A 20,778-nucleotide genomic window follows, 5' to 3' on the forward strand; every position below is an offset into this window, starting at 1 on the left:
CTCACCTCCACCGTGCGCCAGAACGCCGAGCACGCGCGCCAGGCCAACCAGCTCGCGATCGGCGCACATACCGTCGCCACCCAGGGGGGCCATGTCGTCGGCGAAGTGGTCACCACCATGGCCGCGATCCAGACCTCCTCGAAGAAGATTGCCGAGATCATCTCGGTCATCGACGGCATCGCCTTCCAGACCAACATCCTGGCGCTGAACGCCGCGGTGGAGGCGGCACGTGCCGGGGAACAGGGACGTGGTTTTGCCGTGGTCGCCTCCGAAGTGCGCACCCTGGCCCAGCGCTCGGCGGGCGCGGCCAAGGAGATCAAGGGCCTGATCGACGAATCGGTCGGCAAGGTCGCCGAAGGCTCGCAGCTGGTCAACCAGGCCGGCGCGACCATGGGCGAGATCGTCGCCTCGGTGCAGCGCGTGACCGACATCATGGCCGAGATTTCGGCGGCCTCGCAGGAGCAGTCCGCCGGCATCGACCAGGTCAACCAGACCGTGGTGCAGATGGACGAGACCACCCAGCAGAACGCCGCCCTGGTGGAAGAAGCCACGGCTGCCGCCCGCGCGATGGAAGAACAGGCCACCCAGCTGGCCGATGCCGTGGCCATCTTCCGCCTGGACGACCAGGTCGCGCAGGCCGTCAGCGCGGTCACCGCCCGCGCGGTTGCCGGGATGCCGCCGGTGCGTCCCGCCAGCCGCCCAACGCCGGCGGCCCCGCGTGCCGCCACGCCGATGCGTCCCGCGCGCAGCACGCCGGCCGATGACGGCAACTGGCAAGCGTTCTGAGTGCCCGCGGCGATCACCCGGTCGCCGCATCCCCTTCCCCTGCGAGTCCGCCCGTGTCCACGCCCCCCGCCAACGCCGCTTCACCGAACGCTCGCGAATTCGAGTTCGCCGACCGCGACTTCCGCCGCGTCTGCGAACTGATCTACCAGCGGGTCGGCATTTCGCTGGCGCCGGCCAAGCGCGACATGGTCTACGGCCGGCTGTCGCGCCGGCTGCGGGCGCTGGGCATGCGCAGTTTCAGCGAGTACCTGGACCAGCTTGAAGCCCACGGCGGCGACGAATGGCAGGCGTTCACCAATGCGCTCACCACCAACCTGACCGCCTTCTTCCGCGAGCCGCACCACTTCGAGAAGCTGGCCGAGGAACTGCGCCTGCGCGCCGGCCAGGGCACGCTGCAGCTGTGGTCGTGCGCGGCCTCCACCGGTGAGGAGCCCTACTCGATGGCGATCACCGCCTGCGAGACCTTCGGCACGCTCAAGCCGCCGGTGCGCATCCTGGCCACCGACGTGGACACCCAGGTGCTGGCCACCGCCAGCCGTGGCGTCTACGCGATCGACCGCGTCGCCGGGCTGGATCCGGCGATCCGCAAGCGCTACTTCCAGCGCGGCACCGGTCCCAACGAAGGTCACTGCCGGGTCAACCCCGCGCTGCGCGACCTGATCGACTACCGCCCGCTCAACCTGCTCGCCACCCGTTACGACGTTGGCGGCCCGTTCGATGCCCTGTTCTGCCGCAACGTGATGATCTACTTCGACAAACCCACCCAGCGCGGCATCCTCTCGCGGCTCATCCAGCACATGGGCGATGACGGCCTGCTCTACACCGGTCACTCGGAGAACTACCTGCACGCCGCCGACCTGATCCAGCCCTGTGGCCGCACGCTGTACAAACGCGCGCCGGGAGCGCCGGCATGAGTCTGCCGATCCGCAACGACGAGGTGATGCGGTACTTCGACAGCCGCTTCCAGGTCACCGCAGCCAAGCTGCTGCCGACCCAGTACCTGGCCGTGGACGACGCCACCGCGTTGACCACCACCCTGGGCTCCTGCGTGGCCGCCTGCCTGCGCGACCCGGTGCTCAAGATCGGCGGGATGAACCACTTCCTGCTGCCCGAGGGCAACGTCGGTGATGGCGCGCCTGCACGCTACGGCAGCTATGCCATGGAACTGCTGATCAACGACCTGCTCAAGCGCGGCGCCCACCGCAAGCGCCTGGAGGCCAAAGTGTTCGGCGGTGCCAACGTGCTCAAGGGATTCACCAGCAATCCGGTCGGCACCCGCAACGCCGAGTTCGTCCGCCAGTACCTGCAGGCCGAGCACATCCCGATCATCGCCGAGGACCTGTGCGGCATCCACCCGCGCAAGGTGTGGTTCTTCGCCGATACCGGGCGCGTGGTGGTGCAGCGACTGCCGCACGCCCACGAAGCCGAAGTGGCCGCGACCGAATCGGCCGTGCGCGCCCGCCTGTCCAAAGCCCCCGTCACCGGTGGCGTGGAGCTGTTCGAATGAGCCACGGTGTGCCCTGCAAGGTCCTGATCGTCGACGACTCGGCGGTCGTGCGCCAGATGCTCAGCGAGATCCTCGCCAGCGATCCCGGTATCGAGGTGGTCGGCACCGCGGCCGATCCGCTGCTGGCGCGCGAGAAGATCAAGCGCCTGGCGCCGGATGTGATCACGCTGGACGTGGAAATGCCGCGCATGGACGGGCTGGCCTTCCTGGAAAACCTGATGCGCCTGCACCCCCTGCCGGTGGTGATGATTTCCTCGCTGACCGAGCGCGGTGCCGACACCACCCTGCAGGCGCTGGCGCTGGGCGCGGTGGACTTCGTCTCCAAGCCCAAGCTCGACGTCGCCCGCGGCCTGCAGGGCTACGCCGAGGAGATCATCGCCAAGGTCAAGATGGCCGCGCGCTCGCGCGTGCGGCCCCTGTCGCGGCCGAACCCGCCGCGCATCACGCTTGATGCCGTTGCGCCCGTGGCCGTGCCCCGCTCCATCCAGTTCCGCACCACCGACCGCCTGATCGCCATTGGTGCCTCGGCCGGGGGTACCGAAGCCCTGCGCGTGGTGCTGGAGGGCCTGCCGGCAGACGCCCCGGCGGTGGTGATGACCCAGCATCTGCCGGCGCAGTTCAGCACGCCCTTCGCCGAGCGCCTGGACCGCCATTCGGCGATGTCGGTGCGCGAGGCCAGTGACGGCGAAGCGGTGCTGCCCGGCCACGCCTACCTGCCCCCTGGTGGCAAGCACCTGCGCGTGATCCGCGACGGTGCCCGCTGGCGCTGCCGGATCGACGATGGCCCCCCGATCAACCGCCACAAGCCGGCGGTCGATGTGCTGTTCCGCTCGGTGGCCGAAAGTGCCGGGGCCAACGCCATCGGCGCCATCCTGACCGGCATGGGCGACGACGGCGCCCGCGGCCTGCTGGACCTGCGCAACGCCGGCGCCCCGACCCTGGTGCAGGACGAGGCCACCAGCGTGGTCTGGGGCATGCCCGGCAGCGCGGTGAGGATCGGCGCGGCCGAGGAAATGGTGCCGCTGGAGCGGATCGCCGAGCGCTTGATGGCGTTGGCGCGCAGCTGACTGCGGCGGACCGCCCGCTGGCCCTATGCCCAGTACAACCGCATCGGGTTGTCCACCAGCAGCTTGCGCTGCAGCTCGGCGGTCGGCGCGATCCGGGGAATGACATCCACCAGCGCGCCGTCATCGGGCATATGCGATTTCAGGTTCGGGTGCGGCCAGTCCGTGCCCCACAGCACGCGATCGGGGAAGCGCTCCACCAGATGCCGGGCGAACGGCACCACGTCGTCGTAGGTCGGCGGGCCGCTCCGTGACAGACGCTCCGGGCAGCTCACCTTGCTCCACACATTCGGGTGCTCGGCCATCAGCCGCACGAACTGCTGGAACGCCGGGCCATCCACGGGTTGGGTGACGTCCGGGCGCCCCATATGATCCACCACCACGGTGGTCGGCAACGAGGTGAAAAAGTCCCAGCGTTCGGCCAGGTCGGCCGCCTCGAAGTAGACAACCACGTGCCAGCCCAGCGGCGCGATGCGCTCGATGATCGCGCGGTAGTAGGCATCCGGCTTGGGGTCGACCAGCCGCTTGACGAAGTTGAAGCGAACCCCGCGCACGCCAGCTTCGTGCAGCGCTTGCAGCTCGGCATCGGTCACGCTGTCACGCACGGTCGCCACGCCACGGGCGCGGCCTTCCGCGCTGCGCAGGGCGTCGACCAGGGCGCTGTTGTCGGCGCCGTGGCAGGTGGCCTGGACGATCACGCTGCGCTCGAAACCCAGCCGGTCGCGCAGCGCGAACAACTGGTCCTTGCCTGCATCGCACGGGGTGTACTTGCGCTCGGGGGCATACGGAAACCGGTCGCCCGGGCCGAACACGTGGCAATGCGCATCCACCGCCCCGGGCGGCGGCACGAAACCGGGCACGCTCGGGTCCGGGCAGAAATCCAGCCAGTCAGCGTCTTTCACGAACGTCGTCATCTCACAGACCCCTTGCCTTCAGCTGTGCATCCAGGCGCGGGTAGACGCGCCGCGCGTTGCCTTCGCAAACCTTGTAACGGTCGCCTTCGGACAGGCCCAGCGCGTTCACGTAGCGCAGCGTGTCGTCGAAGAACTGCCCGGTCTCCGGATCAATGCCCCGCACCGCGCCCACCATTTCCGAGCCGAACAGGATGTTGTCGATGTCGATGACCTTGAACAGCAGATCGATGCCCGGCTGATGATAGACGCAGGTATCGAAGAACACGTTCTTCATGACGTGCTCGTTCAGCGGCGGCTTGCCCAGCATGTCGGCCAGCCCGCGGAAGCGCCCCCAGTGGTAGGGCACCGCGCCGCCGCCATGCGGGATGATGAAGCGCAGGTCGGGGAAGTCACGGAACAGGTCGCCCTGCAGGAACTGCATGAACGCCGTGGTATCGGCATTGAGGTAGTGCGCGCCGGTGGCATGGAAGTTGGCATTGCAGCTGCCCGAGACGTGCACCATCGCCGGCACGTCCAGTTCCACCATTTTCTCGAAGAACGGATACCAGGCGCGGTCGGTCAGCGGCAGGCCGGTCCAGTGTCCGCCGGACGGGTCGGGGTTGAGGTTGCAGCCGACGAAGCCCAGTTCGTTGACGCAGCGCTCCAGCTCGGCAATGGAGTGGGCGATCGGTACGCCAGGCGACTGCGGCAGCTGGCACACGCCGATGAAGGTTTCCGGATAGAGCGCCACCACGCGGGCGATCAGGTCGTTGCAGCGGCGGGTCCACTCGGCGCTGACCCGTTCATCGCCGATGTGGTGGGCCATCGTGCTGGCGCGGGGGGAAAAGATGGTCATGTCCGCACCGCGCTCGCGCAGCAGGCGCAGCTGGTTGCCCTCCACGCTCTGGCGCAGTTCCGCATCGCTGATGTCCGGATAGACCGGCACAGGCAGCGAGGGATCGTTGTAGTGCGCGATCTGCTGTTTGCGGAAGGCGTCGTGGCTGGCGGGGGCGGTCGTGTAGTGACCGTGGCAGTCGATGATCATGCAAGGGCCTCGTGGCGGAGGAATCACCAGCCGAACAGCTGGGCGAAGTGGATGTCCACGCGCAGCCCGACGATCAGCGCATCGGGGATGTCGGTGGTGCGGGTCGGCGCGTAGATGGGGTCGGGGTTGATGACGTACTGCAGGTTGGGCATCACGCGGATCCCCTTGTGCACGGCCCAGCCATAGCTGAGTTCGGCGATGATTTCGTCCGCATGAGGAGCCCCGCTACCGCCGTTTCGGGTGCGCCGGTCGCGCAGGAAGTCGATCTGTTCATCGCTGAAATGGGTGTTGGAGACGAACATCGCCAGCGTGTCCTGCTCGCGGCCGGCGAAGGTACCGGTCTTGACGAAGCCGGCCGAGAAGAAGGTATCGATCGGTGCTTCGTTGCCCGTGTTCACGTATGCCCGTGCGAACAGTGCGAGGTTGCGCTTGCCTTCGCCACGCCAGACGGTCTGGTCGGCCATCGCATACCCGCCCGCCCGCGCACCGTCCTGCACGGCGGTCGGTCTGCCGGTCAGCGCCGCGGAGTTGCCGTCGGCGTCGTAGTAGGAGCTCTTGCCCCCATCGCTGTTGCGGTACATGCCCAGCCGGTAGGTCCGTGGCAGGCGGTCATTGGCGAAGCTGGTCTGGTAACCCACTTCATAGGCGGTGATGGTGCCGGTGCCCTCGCCCACCGAAAAGTCCAGGCCGTTCTTGCCAGCCTTGTTCAACTCGTTGTTGTCGTCGAACGCGCCAGCCTGCGCATACCAGCGCTCGTTCACGTCGTAGCGCACGATCCCGGCCCAGGACGCGTTCGGGTAGGCGGTGATGCCCAGGTCGGTGATCGCCCCATACGGGGTCAGGCACATCGCGTTGCTCATGAACACGCAGTTGAGCGCGGAGCTGTTGAAGTAGCTGTTCACCGGGGCGCGCCCGGCGATGATGCTCAGGCCGTTGTCGAAGCGGTGGCGCAGGGTCAGGCGGGTCAGGCGCCCGCCGGCCACCGGCCGCCAGGTCTGCTGGGCACTGATCGAATTGCCGATCTTCTCGCGTGCCAGGTTGCGGCCGGCGAACCAGGCCCACTGCGCGTCGACCTCGGTGTTGTGGATACCCCACAGCGTGTCCAGATCCAGCTTGGACTGGGCCATCACCCAGTACGAGCCTTCGGTGCCCTGCTCGACACCGCCGACCGGATTGGAGGCGACGTTGCCGACCAGGTCCAGCGTGAGATCGACGCCATCAGGCAGACCGCCCTGGGTTGCAGAGGACGCGGCGAACGCCGGCGCCGCCAGGCTGGCAGCCACCAGCAGTGAAAGAGTGTTGCGGGAGAAACGGGACACAAGCGCCTCCTGTGCGCGGCCGGAGCCGCGCAACGGATGGATGTCGGGAGGCCGCGGCAGCGCCGCGGCGGGAGGATCAGACCGTGGCGGCGGTCAGCACGCGGCGGCGCAGGCGGCGGGTGCCGATCTGCTCGGCCAGCACCTTCTCATCCAGCTTGCCTTCCCACTTGGCGATGACCAGCACCGCGATCGCATTGCCGATCAGGTTCACGAAGGTCAGCCCCTCGGCCAGGATCCGGTGGATGCCCAGGATCAACGCGATGCTCGCCACCGGAATGGTGCCGGTCGTGCCCAGCGTCGCCGCGAGCACCACGAATGCCGCACCGGCCACGCCAGCCGCCCCTTTGGAGGTCAGCAGCAGCACCGCGATCAGGCCCAGCTGGTGCCACACGGTCAGTTCGGTGTTGGTCGCCTGGGCCAGGAACAGCGCCACGGTGGTCAGGTACAGGCAGGTGCCATCCAGGTTGAACGAGTAACCGGCGGGGATCACGAAACCGACCACGCCTTCCTCGCAGCCCAGCTTCTTCATCTTCTCGATCAGGCGCGGCAGCACCGTTTCGGTGGAGGTGGTCGCCGCGACGATCACGATCTCATCGCGCAGATAGCCCAGCAGCCGCCACAGGCTGGCGCCGGTCCACCAGCACACGCTGCCCAGCACCAGCACGGTGAACAGCCCGCAGACCACGAAGAACTCGATGATCAGCTCGCCTAGCGACAGCAGCGAACCCGCGCCGAACTGGCCGACAGTGAAGGCGATCGCACCAAATGCACCGATCGGGGCGAAGTACATGATGTAGCCGATGATCTTGAACAGCGCGCTCGAGGTCGACTCGATCACCTTCATCACCGGCGCGCCGCGCTCGCCGATCGAGGCCAGCGCCACGCCGAACAGCACCGCCACGAACAGCACCTGCAGCACATGCGCTTCGGTGAAGGCGCTGACCAGCGTATTGGGGATGATCGCCATGATGTAGGACACGATCGACTGGTCGTGCGCACTGTGCACGTAGCCCTGGATGCTGGCCATGTCGATCGTGGCCGGGTCGATGTTCATGCCGGCGCCGGGCTTCCAGACATCGACCACGACCAGGCCCACGATCAGCGCCAGGATGGTGATGACTTCGAAGTAGATCAGCGACTTCAAGGCCAGGCGGCCCACGCTGCGCATGTCGCGCATGCCGGCGATGCCATGCACCACCGTGACGAAGATGATCGGACCGATCATCATCCGGATCAGCTTGATGAAGGCGTCGCCGAAGGGTTTCATCGCCGAGCCGATGTCTGGCTGCAGCCACCCCAACAACACACCGATCAGCGTACCGGCCAGCACCTGGAACCAGAGCTGGCCAACAATGCCGAAGCGGCTCGGCCGCTTCTCTACAACGGTCATATCAACCCTCCCAGGTCACAAGAATAAGGACGTCGTACGTATTCAGTCGAACAGCACGCCGTCGAAGAGCTTCCGCGCAGTGCGCAGTACGGCGGCGCGGGACACCTGCCCGGCCGTATCCAGATCAAGCACGGCCGCGGTGCTGCCGCTGGGATGTTCGATCTCCAGCGTCTGGTGCAGGCCGCCGGGCAGCACCGCCAGGGCGTGCGCGGGTGAGTCCGGCAGCAGGCAGGCGGTGGCGACCGTCACTGCGCCGAGCACGCCGATGGAGGAGTGGCAGCGGTGCGGAATGAAGGAACGGACGCTGATCGCCCCGCCCGCGCGCGGCGCGGCCACCAGCATGATCTTGGGCACCGACTGGGCACGGACGTCGCCGAGCCGCATCAGCGGGCCGGCCTGCAGGCGGATGGCCTCCAACCGTGCCTTGAGCGCCTCGTCCGCATCCAGCGTGGCGCGGTCCTCATGCCCGCTGATCCCGACATCGCCGGCACGCAGCACCACGCACGGCATGCCGTTGTCGATCAGCGTCACCTGCACGCCGTCGATGACATCCACGGCCTGGCCGGTCGGCAGCAGGGCACCACAGCTGGAGCCGGCAACATCGGCGAACGCCAGCGGCACCGGCGCGGCGCTGCCAGGGACACCATCGATGCGCGCCTCACCGTCGTAGGCCACCTTGCCCTGCGGCGTCTGTACGCTGGCCACGGCGAGCGTACCGGTGTTGCACATGAAGATGCGCACCTCGGTCTGATCCGTGGTGGCGGCAACCAGCCCGCGCTCGATCGCGAACGGGCCGACCGCGGCCAGCATGTTGCCGCAGTTCTGCGCATCGCTCACCACGGCCTGGTCCACGAAGACCTGCAGGAACAGGTACTCCACGTCGGCATCGGCGCGACTGGAAGGCGCCACGACGGCGACCTTGGAGGTCAACGGATCGCCGCCGCCCATGCCATCGATCTGGCGCGGATCGGGCGAACCGAACGCACGCAGCAGGAAGGCATCACGCGCGGCCGGCGCGGCGGGCAGCTCCGACGCGAGGAAGAGCCCGCCCTTGGAGGTGCCACCGCGCATCCACATCGCGCGCACGCCCTTACTCATAGCGCAGGCCCTTGGCCGCCAGGCGCTCACGCATCTGGTAGATGTCCAGGCCGAGCTCGCCCTTGGCCAGGCGTTCGCGCTTGTCGGCCTCGCGCGCCTCGCGCGCCCGTGCGTCGGCGGCTACCCGGTCTGCATCGGCACGCGGCACGATGCAGACGCCGTCATCGTCTGCGATCACCACGTCGCCCGGCTGGACCAGCGCCCCGCCGCAGGCCACCGGCACATTCACCGAACCCAGCGTTTCCTTGACCGTACCCTGTGCGTGGACCGCGCGGCTCCAGACCGGAAAGCCCATCGCGGTGAGGTCACGCACGTCGCGCACGCCGGCGTCGATCACCAGCCCGCGGCAGCCGCGCACCTGGGCCGAGGTCGCCAGCAGATCGCCGAAGTAGCCGTCCGTGCAATCACTGGTGGGCGCGACCACCAGTACATCGCCCTCGCGCAGCTGTTCGATCGCCACGTGCATCATCCAGTTGTCGCCCGGCGGCACCGATACAGTGACCGCGCTGCCGGCGATGCGGACGCCGCTGTAGATCGGGCGCAGCCGTGGATGCAGCAGGCCGCTGCGGCCCTGCGCTTCGTGCGCGGTGGCGACACCGGCCTCTGCCAGCACCTGGATCGCCGCCGGAGCAGCGCGTTCGATAGAAGAAACTACCCGGGACATCCATCCATCCTTCGTTGACGATGACGCAGTCTGTCGTTGCCCGGCCTGCCCCCTCAAGATCGTTTTTCGAAACAGCCATTGGGTTTGGTTATAGTTGATGCATGAGCAGCCCTCTGGATCTGAACCTCAAGCATCTGCACGCCCTTGCCGCCGTCTACCACCACGGCGGCATCAGCGCCGCCGCTCCGCACGTGAACCTGTCCCAGCCGGCCCTGACCCAGGCCATCGCGCGGCTGGAGAAACAGTTGGACGCGCCGCTCTTCGACCGGCAGCCCGGTGGCATGTCGCCCACCGAGGCGGCCGACCTGCTGGTCCCCCGCATCGAACGCGCGCTGGACTACATCACGCACGGTGTCCGCGTGGCCCGTCGCGCGCAGCGGCTGCCGGCGATGCCGGCTGTCGAACGCCGCGTCACCCTGGGCCAGCTGCGCGCCCTGGCGGCGGTGGATACGGCCGGCAGCTTCACCCTGGCTGCCAGTCGCGCGGGCGTGTCGCAGCCCGCGATCTACCGTGCGGTGCACGAGTTGTCCGAGGTGATCGAAACACCGCTGACCGTGCGCCGAGGCAAGACCGTGCAGCCCACTCCGGCGGCGACGCGCATGCTGCGCCTGGTCCGGCTGGCCCTGTCCGAACTCGGCGCCGGCATCGATGAGCTCGCCTCGCTGCGCTCGCAGCAGGGCGGCCGGGTTTCGCTGGGGGTCATGCCGCTCGCGCGGGCGATCCTGCTGCCCCAGGTACTGGCACGCTTCGCGCGGGCCTATCCGGGCGCCACCGTGAACGTGATCGAAGGCCCCTACGCCGAACTGCTGGGCGATCTGCGCGAGGGCAGCCTGGACCTGTTGATCGGCGCGATGCGCGACAGGCTGCCGGTGCGCGACATCGCCCAGGAAGGGCTGTTCGACGACGACCCGGTCATTGTCGCGCGCAGCGGTCATCCCCTGGCCGCGACCAAGGGCTTCGGCTTTGCCCGGCTGCTGGACTACCCGTGGGTGATCGCCGCGACCGGCGCACCGGTGCGGGCGCGCTGGGAACACATGTTCCGGCAGCACGGCCACGAACCGCCGCGGCTGCGCATCGAGTGTGGTTCGGTGCTGATCACGCGCGGCCTGCTGCTCGAAGATGATTGGCTCACCTTGATGTCGCGCGATCAGTTCGTGTTCGAACGCCGCGCCGGCCTGCTCTGCGAGGTAGGCCGGGCCGGCGATGACCTGCGCCGCCGCATCGGCCTCACCACCCGCGCCGATTGGCACCCCACCCGACTGCAGCAGGCGTTCGTGGAAACCTTCCGCCAAGTCTGCGCCGAGCGCAACGAGGTGACCGACGACGCCTGGCCGTTCCGGTTTCCGGCGACCTGATCGTGCACATGAAAAAACACCCGGCTCGCGCCGGGTGTTTTCGTGTTTCATCCATCGGCCAGTGACCGATGGGTTACCGAAGCCGGGCAGCGCCCGGCATCGGATCAGGCAGCAACCGTACCGGCCACGTCCTGATAGTCCTCGATCTGGTCGAAGTTCATGTAGCGGTAGATGTCCTTGCTGCTGGCATCCAGCACGCCGATGTCGGCCATGTACTCTTCCTTGGTCGGGATGCGACCCAGGCGCGAGCAGATCGCGGCCAGCTCGGCCGAACCCAGGTACACGTTGGAGTTGCGGCCCAGGCGGTTCGGGAAGTTGCGGGTCGAGGTGGAGAACACCGTCGCGCCCTCACGCACCTGCGCCTGGTTGCCCATGCACAGCGAGCAGCCCGGCATTTCCATGCGGGCACCGGCGGTGCCGAAGGTGCCGTAATGCCCTTCCTTGGTCAGCTCCGAAGCATCCATCTTGGTCGGCGGGGCGACCCACAGCTTGGTCGGGATGTCGCGCTTGCCTTCCAGCAGCTTGGCCGCCGCACGGAAGTGACCGATGTTGGTCATGCACGACCCGATGAACACCTCGTCGATCGCCGCACCGGCGACGTCGGACAGCGTCTTGACGTCGTCCGGATCGTTCGGGCAGGCCACGATCGGCTCGTGGATGTCGGCCAGGTCGATCTCGATGACGGCGGCGTACTCGGCGTCGGCATCCGGCTCCAGCAGCTCCGGGTTGGCCAGCCAGGCTTCCATCTTCTCGATGCGGCGCGCCAGCGAACGGGCGTCCTGGTAACCCTCGGCAATCATCCACTTCAGCAGCGTGATGTTGCTGGTGAGGTACTCGATGATCGGCTCCTTGTTCAGGTGCACCGAGCAACCGGCCGCCGAACGCTCGGCCGAGGCATCGGAGAGTTCGAACGCCTGCTCGACCTTCAGATCCGGCAGACCCTCGATTTCCAGGATGCGACCGGAGAAGATGTTCTTCTTGCCGGCCTTGGCCACGGTCAGCAGGCCGGACTTGATCGCGTACAGCGGGATCGCGTTGACCAGGTCACGCAGGGTCACGCCCGGCTGCATCGTGCCCTTGAAGCGGACCAGCACCGATTCGGGCATGTCCAGCGGCATCACGCCGGTGGCGGCCGCGAAGGCGACCAGGCCCGAGCCGGCCGGGAACGAAATGCCCACCGGGAAACGGGTGTGCGAGTCGCCGCCGGTGCCGACGGTGTCGGGCAGCAGCATGCGGTTGAGCCAGCTGTGGATCACGCCATCGCCCGGACGCAGCGAGATGCCGCCACGGGTGGAGATGAACTCCGGCAGAGTGTGGTGGGTCTTGACGTCCACCGGCTTCGGGTACGCGGCGGTGTGGCAGAACGACTGCATCACCAGGTCGGCCGAGAAGCCCAGGCAGGCCAGGTCCTTCAGCTCGTCGCGGGTCATCGGGCCGGTGGTGTCCTGCGAGCCCACCGAGGTCATCTTCGGTTCGCAGTAGGTGCCCGGGCGCATGCCCTGGCCTTCCGGCAGGCCACAGGCGCGGCCAACCATCTTCTGCGCCAGCGAGAAGCCCTTGCCGGTATCCGGCGGGTCCATCGGCAGGCGGAACAGATCGGTCGGAGCCAGGCCCAACGCTTCGCGCGCCTTGGCGGTCAGGCCACGGCCGATGATCAGCGGAATGCGGCCACCGGCGCGCACTTCGTCGAACAGCACGTCGGACTTGACCTTGAACTCGGCGATCACCGCGCCGTCCTTCAGCGCCTTGCCGTCGTACGGGCGCAGCTCGATCACATCGCCCATGTTCATCTGCGACACGTCGAGTTCGATCGGCAGCGCGCCGGCGTCTTCCATCGTGTTGTAGAAGATCGGGGCGATCTTCGAACCCAGGCACACACCGCCGAAGCGCTTGTTCGGAATGAACGGAATATCTTCGCCGGTGAACCACAGCACCGAGTTGGTGGCCGACTTGCGGCTCGAACCGGTACCGACCACGTCGCCCACGTAGGCGACCAGGTGGCCCTTGTCCTTCAGCGATTCGATGAACTTGACCGGGCCGCGCTTGCCGTCTTCTTCCGGCTCGATGCCATCACGCTTGTTCTTCAGCATCGCCAGGGCGTGCAGCGGGATGTCCGGGCGGGTGGTGGCGTCCGGGGCCGGCGACAGGTCATCGGTGTTGGTTTCGCCGGTCACCTTGAGCACGGTGATGGTCAGGCTCTCGGGCACCTGCGGGCGGCTGGTGAACCACTCCGCATCGGCCCAGCTCTGCAGCACGCCCTGGGCGTTCGCGTTGCCGGCCTTGGCCTTTTCCTGCACATCGTGGAAGGCATCGAACACCAGCAGGGTGTTCTTCAGCGCATCGGCGGCGATCGCGCCGACGGTGGCGTCGTCCAGCAGCTGCACCAGCGGGGCGACGTTGTAACCACCGAGCATGGTGCCCAGCAGTTCGGTGGCGCGCTCGCGCGTGATCAGCGGATTGACTTCGCTGCCCAGCGCGATCGCGGCCAGGTACGAGGCTTTGACCTTGGCGGCGTCATCCACGCCGGCCGGCACGCGGTGGGTCAGCAGTTCCAGCAGGAACTCGGCTTCGCCCGCCGGCGGGTTCTTCAGCAGCTCGATGACGTCGGCCGTCTGCTGGGCGCTCAGCGGCAGCGGCGGGATGCCAAGCGCGGCGCGCTCGGCTACGTGGTGGCGGTAGGCTTCCAACATGACAACTCCCGGGTGATTCTTTGAAAGAATGCGGTTTAAAAGTATGGGCTCAGGCGTGCGGCACGATCAGCTTCAGGCCCTTGAAGTAGTCGCGGTAAAACGTGTCGTTCCAGGTGATCAGGCCATCGCACTGCAGGAGTGCATGCGACCCGACCATGAATTCGTCCAGCCCGCGTGGCTTGGCGCCCCGCTGCCGGTGCCGGCGGTGCATCTCACCGGCGCGCAATGCGGATTTGGCCTCCAGCGGACTGAAATGGACGCCCATTTCCTCCAGCGCCTCCTGCACTTCGGCGCCGCCGCGCAGCGACGCGCAGATCTCGGCGAGGGTCACCCCGCAGATCACCACGCGCCCGCCGACCAGGCTCTGGCGCAGGCCCGCTTCGACCGCGTCGGCCTGCGGGCCATTGCTGAGCAGCTCGATCAGCACCGGTGAATCGACGGCGATCATCACGCGCTCATTCCTCGTCGCGGACCGCGCGCACAGCCGCTTCGGCCGAATCGAAACCATCCAGCGCGAACTTGCCGCGGGCACGGGAGATCGCATCGTCCACGCTCTTGCGCAGGATGATGCGGCTGCCCTCGAGCTCCACCTTCAGCTGGGTGCCCTTGGTCAGGCCAAGCGCATCACGGACCGCCTTGGGCAAGGTGATCTGCCCGCGTTCTGCAACGGTAGCTTCCATCGGTACGCCCTCCAAAGTATGCACAAATTATACATACTTCCGGGGGCATACTTCCACTGGAGTACTGATCTGGCCGCCAGGACCCTTGGCACAGAAAGGATCTGTCTCATCCGTGACATGAGGGATACATATCTCCATGTAGCCTGAGACCAACTGCCGCAGGTGGTCACTGCCCTGAATCGTTCATACTCAGGACGATCGCGGGCCCCACCGGTCAGCGGCGAACGCAAGCAGGTCTGCCTCGGGCGGGCCAACGCAAGCCATCCGCAAGAGGAGTCATCTGCAATGAGCGATTCGTTCTCCACCCGCAGCCAGCTGGACGTCGGCGGCACCACCTACGACTACTTCAGCCTGCCCAAGCTCGGACAGACGTTCGACATCTCCCACCTGCCCTACTCGATGAAGATCCTGCTGGAGAACCTGCTCCGGCACGAGGATGGCGGCGTGACCGTCGGCAAGGACCACATCCAGGCCGTCGCCCAGTGGAATCCCAAGGCCGAACCGGACATCGAGATCGCGTTCATGCCCGCGCGCGTGGTCCTGCAGGATTTCACCGGTGTGCCCTGCGTGGTCGATCTGGCCGCGATGCGTGATGCCGTGGTCAAGCTCGGCGGACGCCCGGAGCAGATCAACCCGCAGATCCCCTCCGAGCTGGTGATCGATCACTCGGTGCAGGTCGATGTGTTCGGTACACCCGATGCGCTGGACCTCAACGGCAAGATCGAATTCCAGCGCAACCAGGAACGCTACGGCTTCCTGCGCTGGGGCCAGAAGGCGTTCGACAATTTCAAGGTGGTGCCGCCCAACACCGGCATCGTCCACCAGGTGAACCTGGAAAACCTGGCCCGCGTGGTGATGACCGCGCAGAAGGATGGCAAGGCGGTTGCGTATCCGGACACCGTGTTCGGCACCGACAGCCACACCACCATGATCAATGGCATCGGCGTGCTCGGCTGGGGCGTGGGCGGCATCGAAGCGGAAGCGGCGATGCTGGGCCAGCCGTCGTCGATGCTTATCCCGCAGGTGGTCGGCTTCAAGCTGACCGGCCGCATGCCCGAAGGCGCCACCGCCACCGATCTGGTGCTGACCGTCACCCAGATGCTGCGCAAGCACGGCGTGGTCGGCAAGTTCGTGGAGTTCTTCGGCGAAGGCCTGCAGCACCTGCCGCTGGCCGACCGTGCCACGATCGGCAACATGGCCCCGGAGTACGGCGCCACCTGCGGCATCTTCCCGATCGATGAAGAATCACTGACCTACCTGCGCCTGTCCGGCCGCAGCGAGGAGCAGATCGCGCTGGTGGAAGCCTATGCCAAGGCCCAGGGCCTGTGGCATGACGCCAACACCGCGCACGCCAGCTACAGCGCCACGCTGGAACTGGACATGGGCCAGGTCAAGCCGTCGCTGGCTGGCCCGAAGCGCCCGCAGGACCGCGTGCTGCTGGAAGACGTCAAGCAGAACTACCGCGAGAACCTCGTCGGCCTGACCACCAACCGCGACAAGCGCAACGATGATGTCGCCAAGTTCGTCAACGAAGGTGGCGGCGCGGCGGTCGGCAACGAACAGCTGGCCAAGGGTTACAGCGATGTCGAACTGGATGGCCAGAAATTCCGGCTGAAGGATGGCGCGGTGGTCATCGCCGCGATCACCTCGTGCACCAACACCTCCAACCCGGCGGTGATGATCGGTGCCGGCCTGCTCGCCCGCAACGCGGCGGCCAAGGGCCTGGACCGCAAGCCGTGGGTCAAGACCTCGCTCGGCCCAGGCTCGCGCGTGGTCACCGATTACCTGGAAAAAGCCGGTGTGCTGACCGAGCTGGAGAAGGTCGGCTTCTACGTGGTCGGCTACGGCTGTACCACCTGCATCGGCAACTCCGGCCCCCTGCCGACCGAAGTCAGTGCCGGCATTGCCGCCGGTGACCTGGTGGTGTCCTCGGTGCTGTCGGGCAACCGCAACTTCGAAGGCCGCGTGCACCCGGAAGTCAAAATGAACTACCTGGCCAGCCCGCCGCTGGTCGTCGCCTACGCCATCGCCGGCACCACCGACATCGACCTGACCACCGAGCCGCTGGGCACGGGCAGCGATGGGCAGCCGGTGTACCTGCGCGATATCTGGCCGAGCAACAAGGAAATCGGCGATGTGATTGCCGCGACCATCGGGCCGGAGATGTTCAAGAAGAACTATGCCGACGTGTTCAAGGGCGACACCCGCTGGAACACCATCAAGTCGCCCGATGGCGATCTGTATGAGTGGGACGGCAGCTCGACCTACATCAAGAACCCGCCCTACTTCGAAGGCATGACCATGGACGTCGGCCACATCGACGACGTGCACGGGGCGCGGGTGATGGGCCTGTTCGGCGATTCGATCACCACCGATCACATCTCCCCGGCCGGCAACATCAAGAAGGATTCCCCGGCGGGCCGCTTCCTGCAGGAGCGCGGCGTGCAGCCGGCCGACTTCAACAGCTACGGCAGCCGCCGCGGCAACGATGACGTCATGGTGCGCGGCACCTTCGCCAACATCCGCATCAAGAACCTGATGTTCGGCGGCGAAGAAGGCGGCAACACCCTGTACTTCCCGAAGGATGGCGGCGAGCCGCAGAAGCTGGCGATCTACGATGCGGCGGTCAAGTACAAGGCCGAGGGCGTCCCGCTGGTCGTCTTCGCCGGCAAGGAATACGGCACCGGCTCCTCGCGCGACTGGGCGGCCAAGGGCACCAACCTGCTGGGCGTCAAGGCGGTCATCGCCGAGAGCTTCGAGCGCATCCACCGCTCCAACCTGGTCGGCATGGGCGTGCTGCCGCTGCAGTTCAAGAACGGCGACAACGCGCAGAGCCTGGGCCTGGACGGTTCGGAAGTGATCGACATCACCGGCCTGGAGGATGGTGCCAGCAAGACGGCCACCCTCACCGCGACCAAGGCCGATGGCACGAAGAAGACCTTCGAGGCCCATGTGATGCTTCTGACCCCGAAGGAAGTGGAGTACTTCAAGCACGGCGGCCTGCTGCAGTACGTGCTGCGTCAGCTGGCCGGAAAGAAGTAAGCGCCTGGCACGGCGCCAATTACGCCCTCTCCGGTAGAGGGATCGCACGACAGCAAGGGGGCACACGCCCCCTTGCTGCTGTTTGGCGTTCCCGCCGCACCCTGCGCCGCAGGGCGGACGAGGGATAGCCGGCGCAGCCACCAGTCCTCATTTTCATAAATTTCATAAATCCCATATTTCTCACAATTCGTACGGATCGGGCTACACTGGGCGCCATCCGCCAGGGAGCCGCCGCCATGCTGCACGCGCTCAAGTTCGACCCGATCACCGAGCTGACCCGCACGACCGCCTCGACGGTGAAGGAGCACTGGCGCAAGGTGATGCAGGACGTCCGCGAACAGCAGGCCGTACTGGTCACCAATCACAACGAGCCGCAGGCCGTCATTCTGTCCGCCCAGCAGTACCAGGCCATGCAGGCCGAGGTCGTGTCGTTGCAGCGGGACCTCGCGTCCCTGCGCGAACAGGCCCCGGCCCTGCAGCAGCTCCGTCAGCGCTTCGATGATCGCCTTGCCGTGCTGGACAGCGCCGCGGCCGCCAACAAGGCGCGCGCGCTGCTGCGCAAGCCGGCACGCCTCAAGGGCAAGGTGGCCGCAGGCAGCGGTTACTGATGCCTGCACGGCCCTTCCTGTTCGTGCTGGCAGGGGTCAACGGCGCAGGCAAGAGCTCCATTGGGGGTCATCTGCTCCGCCAAGCGGGTCTGGACTGGTTCAATCCCGACGACTGGGCCCGCCAGCTGTGCCGCGAATTCGGCATGAATCAGCGCGAGGCCAATGGCCGGGCGTGGACGGAAGGCTTCAGCCGGCTGCGCTCTGCCATCGCCGAACGCCGCAACCACGCCTTCGAAACCACCCTGGGCGGGCAGTCGATCGCCGCGACCCTGGCCGAGGCCTGCGCCACGCATGACGTACTGGTCTGGTACTGCGGCCTGGCCTCGCCCCAGCAGCACATCGCACGGGTGCGCGCACGCGTTGCGGCCGGTGGCCACCCGATCAGCGATGCGGACATCCACCGCCGCTACCCGTTGGCGCTGCAGAACCTGATCGCCCTGCTGCCAGCGCTTGCACAGCTGCAGGTGTACGACAACAGTGTAGAGGCCGGTCCTGGCCAACCGGTTGCCGATCCACAGCTTGTGCTGCAGATGGACGGTGGCCGTTTGACCTGGCCTGCGGCCGATGACGTCGCCCAACTGCGGCAGACACCCGACTGGGCCGTGCCGGTGCTGGAAGCTGCACTGCAGTGCCACGACACCTGCGCTGACGAGCCACCGCGATGAGCAGGGATGGACGGATGAGCGAACACATGCGGCTGCAAACGTCATTTATCGCCGGCGCCACCCTGCCCCGCCGCCCCGCTGCCGCCGTTGTTCACCGGCCCTTCGCGTTTTCCATTCGGGACGGTATGCTGCCGAGGCATGAAACGACGGATACTCTCCGTCATCGCTTTACATCATCCACGTTTCCTGGAGGGGGAATATGAGTCTGGAACGACCCTGGCTGCAGAGCTATCCCAAAGGCGTACCCGCCGAGATCGACGTCAACGAGTTCCATTCGGTCTCGGCCGTCTTCGACACTTCGGTGGCCAAGTTCCGCGACCGCCCCGCCTACTCCAGTTTCGGCAAGGTCCTGACCTACGGGGAAACGGACGCACTGGTCGAACAGTTCGCCGCCTATCTGCTGGGTGAGCTGCAGCTCAAGAAGGGCGACCGCGTTGCCCTGATGATGCCCAATTGCCTGCAGTACCCGATCGCCACGTTCGGCGTGCTGCGTGCCGGCCTGACCGTGGTCAACGTCAACCCGCTGTACACCGCCCGCGAGCTCAAGCACCAGCTGGTGGATTCCGGCGCGGCCGTGCTGGTGGTCGTGGACAACTTCTGCGACACCGTGCAGCAGGTCATTGCCGACACCCCGATCAAGCAGGTGGTGACCACCGGCCTGGGCGACATGCTCGGCGCCAAGGGCATCGTGGTGAACTTCGTCCTGAAGTACATCAAGAAGATGGTGCCCAACTACAGCCTGCGCGGCGCGATCCGCTTCAACCAGGCGCTCAAGCTGGGCAGCCGCCACACCCTGCCCAAGGTCGAGATCGACCACGACGATGTCGCCTTCCTGCAGTACACCGGCGGCACCACCGGCGTGGCCAAGGGCGCGATGCTGACCAACCGCAACCTGGTCGCCAACATGCAGCAGGCCTCGGCCTGGATCTCCGCCTCGGGGATCGAGATGGGCAAGGAGGTGATCATCACCGCCCTGCCGCTGTACCACATCTTCGCGTTGACGGCGAACGGGCTGGTCTTCATGAAGTTCGGTGGCTGCAACTACCTGATCACCAACCCGCGCGACATGAAGGGCTTCGTCAAGGAGCTCAAGGCGACCCGCTTCACCGCGATCACCGGCGTCAACACGCTGTTCAACGGCCTGCTCAACACCCCCGGCTTCGACGAGGTCGATTTCTCCTCGCTGAAGGTCACCCTGGGCGGCGGCATGGCGGTGCAGCGCGCCGTCGCCGAGCGTTGGAAGAAGGTCACCGGCGTCACCCTGGTCGAGGCCTACGGCCTGACCGAGACCTCGCCGGCCGCCTGCATCAACCCGCTCGACCTGGCCGAGTACAACGGTGCGATCGGCCTGCCGATCCCGTCCACCGATGCCTGCGTCAAGGATGACGCCGGCAAGACGCTGGCCGTCGGCGAAGTCGGCGAGCTGTGCATCAAGGGACCGCAGGTCATGAAGGGCTACTGGCAGCGCCCGGAAGATACCGCGCAGGCGGTGGACGCCGAGGGCTGGCTGCACACCGGCGACATGGCACGGATGGATGAGCAGGGCTTCTTCTACATCGTGGACCGCAAGAAGGACATGATCCTGGTGTCCGGCTTCAACGTGTACCCCAATGAGGTCGAAGACGTCATCGCGATGATGCCCGGCGTGCTCGAAGTCGCGGCGGTGGGCGTGCCCGATGAGAAGTCCGGTGAAGTGGTCAAGGTGGTCATCGTCAAGAAGGACCCCAACCTCACCGCCGAGATGGTCAAGGAACATGCACGCGCGAACCTGACCGGCTACAAGCACCCGCGGATCGTGGAGTTCCGCAAGGAACTGCCCAAGACCAACGTCGGCAAGATCCTGCGCCGCGAACTGCGCGATACCCCTGCGCCGTAACGGTTCCCCAACGGCTGCATCTTCACAGGGCCCCTGCCGGCAACGGCGGGGGCCTTTTGCATTGCGTGAGATGCCGGGGGTGTAGGATCGCGGCGT

General features: G+C 66.7%; 18 protein-coding genes. 9 read left to right on the forward strand and 9 right to left on the reverse strand.

Annotated elements, in window-relative coordinates; translation table 11 throughout:
* The 4 genes from HMPREF3113_RS18990 to HMPREF3113_RS12050 all read left to right on the forward strand — a co-directional run.
* The coding region (locus HMPREF3113_RS18990; protein WP_254665288.1) for a methyl-accepting chemotaxis protein at positions 1 to 786 on the forward strand (786 nt) is incomplete at its 5' end.
* A 53-nt stretch (positions 787 to 839) separates the two neighbouring features.
* Positions 840 to 1,700, forward strand: a complete 861-nt coding sequence (locus tag HMPREF3113_RS12040) for a CheR family methyltransferase (RefSeq protein WP_019182925.1) — start codon at positions 840 to 842, stop codon at positions 1,698 to 1,700.
* Positions 1,697 to 2,293 carry a chemoreceptor glutamine deamidase CheD gene (cheD, locus tag HMPREF3113_RS12045; protein ID WP_019182926.1) on the forward strand — a complete coding sequence of 199 codons (597 nt, stop codon included), beginning with the start codon at positions 1,697 to 1,699 and terminating at the stop codon, positions 2,291 to 2,293. The genes HMPREF3113_RS12040 and cheD overlap by 4 nt, the downstream gene beginning before the upstream one ends.
* Positions 2,290 to 3,360, forward strand: coding sequence for a protein-glutamate methylesterase/protein-glutamine glutaminase (locus HMPREF3113_RS12050; RefSeq protein WP_070472826.1), 1,071 nt, complete (start codon positions 2,290 to 2,292; stop codon positions 3,358 to 3,360). Before cheD ends, HMPREF3113_RS12050 begins: the two co-directional genes overlap by 4 nt.
* Before the next feature lie 23 nt (positions 3,361 to 3,383).
* On the opposite strand, the gene HMPREF3113_RS12055 is transcribed toward HMPREF3113_RS12050, so the two are convergent.
* The 6 genes from HMPREF3113_RS12055 to HMPREF3113_RS12080 all read right to left on the reverse strand — a co-directional run bounded on the left by HMPREF3113_RS12055 (position 3,384) and on the right by HMPREF3113_RS12080 (position 9,766).
* Complete coding sequence (locus HMPREF3113_RS12055) at positions 3,384 to 4,271, reverse strand: amidohydrolase family protein (RefSeq protein WP_070472829.1); 888 nt, start codon at positions 4,269 to 4,271, stop codon at positions 3,384 to 3,386.
* 1 nt (position 4,272) lies between these two features.
* The gene (locus HMPREF3113_RS12060) at positions 4,273 to 5,295 is read right to left on the reverse strand and encodes an amidohydrolase family protein (protein WP_019182929.1); all 1,023 of its coding nucleotides are present in this window, start codon (positions 5,293 to 5,295) and stop codon (positions 4,273 to 4,275) included.
* Positions 5,296 to 5,318: 23 nt separating this feature from the next.
* Positions 5,319 to 6,614 (reverse strand): carbohydrate porin, encoded by a 1,296-nt coding sequence (locus HMPREF3113_RS12065; protein ID WP_070472832.1) that lies wholly within the window; start codon positions 6,612 to 6,614, stop codon positions 5,319 to 5,321.
* 76 nt (positions 6,615 to 6,690) lie between these two features.
* Positions 6,691 to 8,004 carry a C4-dicarboxylate transporter DctA gene (gene dctA / locus HMPREF3113_RS12070; RefSeq protein ID WP_070472836.1) on the reverse strand — a complete coding sequence of 438 codons (1,314 nt, stop codon included), beginning with the start codon at positions 8,002 to 8,004 and terminating at the stop codon, positions 6,691 to 6,693.
* Positions 8,005 to 8,046: 42 nt separating this feature from the next.
* Entirely contained in the window at positions 8,047 to 9,102 is a 1,056-nt protein-coding gene (locus HMPREF3113_RS12075; protein ID WP_070472839.1) for a 4-oxalomesaconate tautomerase, read from the reverse strand.
* Positions 9,095 to 9,766 carry a 4-carboxy-4-hydroxy-2-oxoadipate aldolase/oxaloacetate decarboxylase gene (locus tag HMPREF3113_RS12080; RefSeq protein ID WP_070472842.1) on the reverse strand — a complete coding sequence of 224 codons (672 nt, stop codon included), beginning with the start codon at positions 9,764 to 9,766 and terminating at the stop codon, positions 9,095 to 9,097. Before HMPREF3113_RS12080 ends, HMPREF3113_RS12075 begins: the two co-directional genes overlap by 8 nt.
* 101 nt (positions 9,767 to 9,867) lie before the next feature.
* Between HMPREF3113_RS12080 and HMPREF3113_RS12085 the strand changes: the two genes are divergently transcribed.
* Positions 9,868 to 11,121, forward strand: coding sequence for a LysR family transcriptional regulator (locus tag HMPREF3113_RS12085; RefSeq protein ID WP_019182934.1), 1,254 nt, complete (start codon positions 9,868 to 9,870; stop codon positions 11,119 to 11,121).
* 104 nt (positions 11,122 to 11,225) lie between these two features.
* Here the strand turns inward: HMPREF3113_RS12085 and acnB are convergent, their stop codons facing one another.
* The 3 genes from acnB to HMPREF3113_RS12100 are packed head-to-tail and all read right to left on the reverse strand — an operon-like array spanning position 11,226 to position 14,491.
* Positions 11,226 to 13,811: a bifunctional aconitate hydratase 2/2-methylisocitrate dehydratase gene (gene acnB / locus HMPREF3113_RS12090; RefSeq protein ID WP_019182935.1), complete on the reverse strand. Its 2,586-nt coding sequence runs from the start codon at positions 13,809 to 13,811 to the stop codon at positions 11,226 to 11,228.
* Positions 13,812 to 13,860: 49 nt separating this feature from the next.
* Positions 13,861 to 14,259, reverse strand: a complete 399-nt coding sequence (locus tag HMPREF3113_RS12095; protein ID WP_019182936.1) for a type II toxin-antitoxin system VapC family toxin — start codon at positions 14,257 to 14,259, stop codon at positions 13,861 to 13,863.
* Positions 14,260 to 14,266: 7 nt separating this feature from the next.
* Positions 14,267 to 14,491: an AbrB/MazE/SpoVT family DNA-binding domain-containing protein gene (locus HMPREF3113_RS12100; protein ID WP_019182937.1), complete on the reverse strand. Its 225-nt coding sequence runs from the start codon at positions 14,489 to 14,491 to the stop codon at positions 14,267 to 14,269.
* 285 nt (positions 14,492 to 14,776) lie between these two features.
* Here HMPREF3113_RS12100 and acnA point away from each other — a divergent pair, with 285 nt between their 5' ends.
* The 4 genes from acnA (at position 14,777) to HMPREF3113_RS12120 (ending at position 20,682) form a co-directional block, all read left to right on the forward strand.
* Positions 14,777 to 17,533, forward strand: coding sequence for an aconitate hydratase AcnA (gene acnA, locus HMPREF3113_RS12105; RefSeq protein WP_070472844.1), 2,757 nt, complete (start codon positions 14,777 to 14,779; stop codon positions 17,531 to 17,533).
* Between the two features lie 236 nt (positions 17,534 to 17,769).
* Positions 17,770 to 18,141 carry a type II toxin-antitoxin system prevent-host-death family antitoxin gene (locus HMPREF3113_RS12110; protein WP_070427301.1) on the forward strand — a complete coding sequence of 124 codons (372 nt, stop codon included), beginning with the start codon at positions 17,770 to 17,772 and terminating at the stop codon, positions 18,139 to 18,141.
* Positions 18,141 to 18,806: an ATPase gene (locus HMPREF3113_RS12115; RefSeq protein WP_070472847.1), complete on the forward strand. Its 666-nt coding sequence runs from the start codon at positions 18,141 to 18,143 to the stop codon at positions 18,804 to 18,806. Before HMPREF3113_RS12110 ends, HMPREF3113_RS12115 begins: the two co-directional genes overlap by 1 nt.
* A gap of 199 nt (positions 18,807 to 19,005) precedes the next feature.
* A complete protein-coding gene (locus tag HMPREF3113_RS12120) occupies positions 19,006 to 20,682 on the forward strand; it encodes a long-chain fatty acid--CoA ligase (RefSeq protein WP_046273435.1) in 1,677 nt (558 codons plus the stop codon).
* Positions 20,683 to 20,778: the final 96 nt, after the last annotated feature.

Source organism: Stenotrophomonas sp. HMSC10F06 (genome assembly GCF_001807865.1).
Taxonomy (GTDB): Bacteria; Pseudomonadota; Gammaproteobacteria; order Xanthomonadales; family Xanthomonadaceae; genus Stenotrophomonas; species Stenotrophomonas bentonitica_A.

What these genes read in the sequence shown, in the direction of transcription:
- cheD (WP_019182926.1), top strand. Translation starts at nt 1,697, where the DNA reads ATGAGTCTGCCGATCCGCAACGACGAGGTGATGCGGTACTTCGACAGC.
- HMPREF3113_RS12060 (WP_019182929.1), bottom strand. Translation starts at nt 5,295, where the DNA reads ATGATCATCGACTGCCACGGTCACTACACGACCGCCCCCGCCAGCCAC.
- HMPREF3113_RS12115 (WP_070472847.1), top strand. Translation starts at nt 18,141, where the DNA reads ATGCCTGCACGGCCCTTCCTGTTCGTGCTGGCAGGGGTCAACGGCGCA.
- HMPREF3113_RS12110 (WP_070427301.1), top strand. Translation starts at nt 17,770, where the DNA reads ATGCTGCACGCGCTCAAGTTCGACCCGATCACCGAGCTGACCCGCACG.
- HMPREF3113_RS12055 (WP_070472829.1), bottom strand. Translation starts at nt 4,271, where the DNA reads ATGACGACGTTCGTGAAAGACGCTGACTGGCTGGATTTCTGCCCGGAC.
- HMPREF3113_RS12100 (WP_019182937.1), bottom strand. Translation starts at nt 14,491, where the DNA reads ATGGAAGCTACCGTTGCAGAACGCGGGCAGATCACCTTGCCCAAGGCG.
- HMPREF3113_RS12085 (WP_019182934.1), top strand. Translation starts at nt 9,868, where the DNA reads ATGAGCAGCCCTCTGGATCTGAACCTCAAGCATCTGCACGCCCTTGCC.
- HMPREF3113_RS12120 (WP_046273435.1), top strand. Translation starts at nt 19,006, where the DNA reads ATGAGTCTGGAACGACCCTGGCTGCAGAGCTATCCCAAAGGCGTACCC.
- acnB (WP_019182935.1), bottom strand. Translation starts at nt 13,811, where the DNA reads ATGTTGGAAGCCTACCGCCACCACGTAGCCGAGCGCGCCGCGCTTGGC.
- dctA (WP_070472836.1), bottom strand. Translation starts at nt 8,004, where the DNA reads ATGACCGTTGTAGAGAAGCGGCCGAGCCGCTTCGGCATTGTTGGCCAG.
- HMPREF3113_RS12080 (WP_070472842.1), bottom strand. Translation starts at nt 9,766, where the DNA reads ATGTCCCGGGTAGTTTCTTCTATCGAACGCGCTGCTCCGGCGGCGATC.
- HMPREF3113_RS12095 (WP_019182936.1), bottom strand. Translation starts at nt 14,259, where the DNA reads ATGATCGCCGTCGATTCACCGGTGCTGATCGAGCTGCTCAGCAATGGC.
- HMPREF3113_RS12050 (WP_070472826.1), top strand. Translation starts at nt 2,290, where the DNA reads ATGAGCCACGGTGTGCCCTGCAAGGTCCTGATCGTCGACGACTCGGCG.
- acnA (WP_070472844.1), top strand. Translation starts at nt 14,777, where the DNA reads ATGAGCGATTCGTTCTCCACCCGCAGCCAGCTGGACGTCGGCGGCACC.
- HMPREF3113_RS12075 (WP_070472839.1), bottom strand. Translation starts at nt 9,102, where the DNA reads ATGAGTAAGGGCGTGCGCGCGATGTGGATGCGCGGTGGCACCTCCAAG.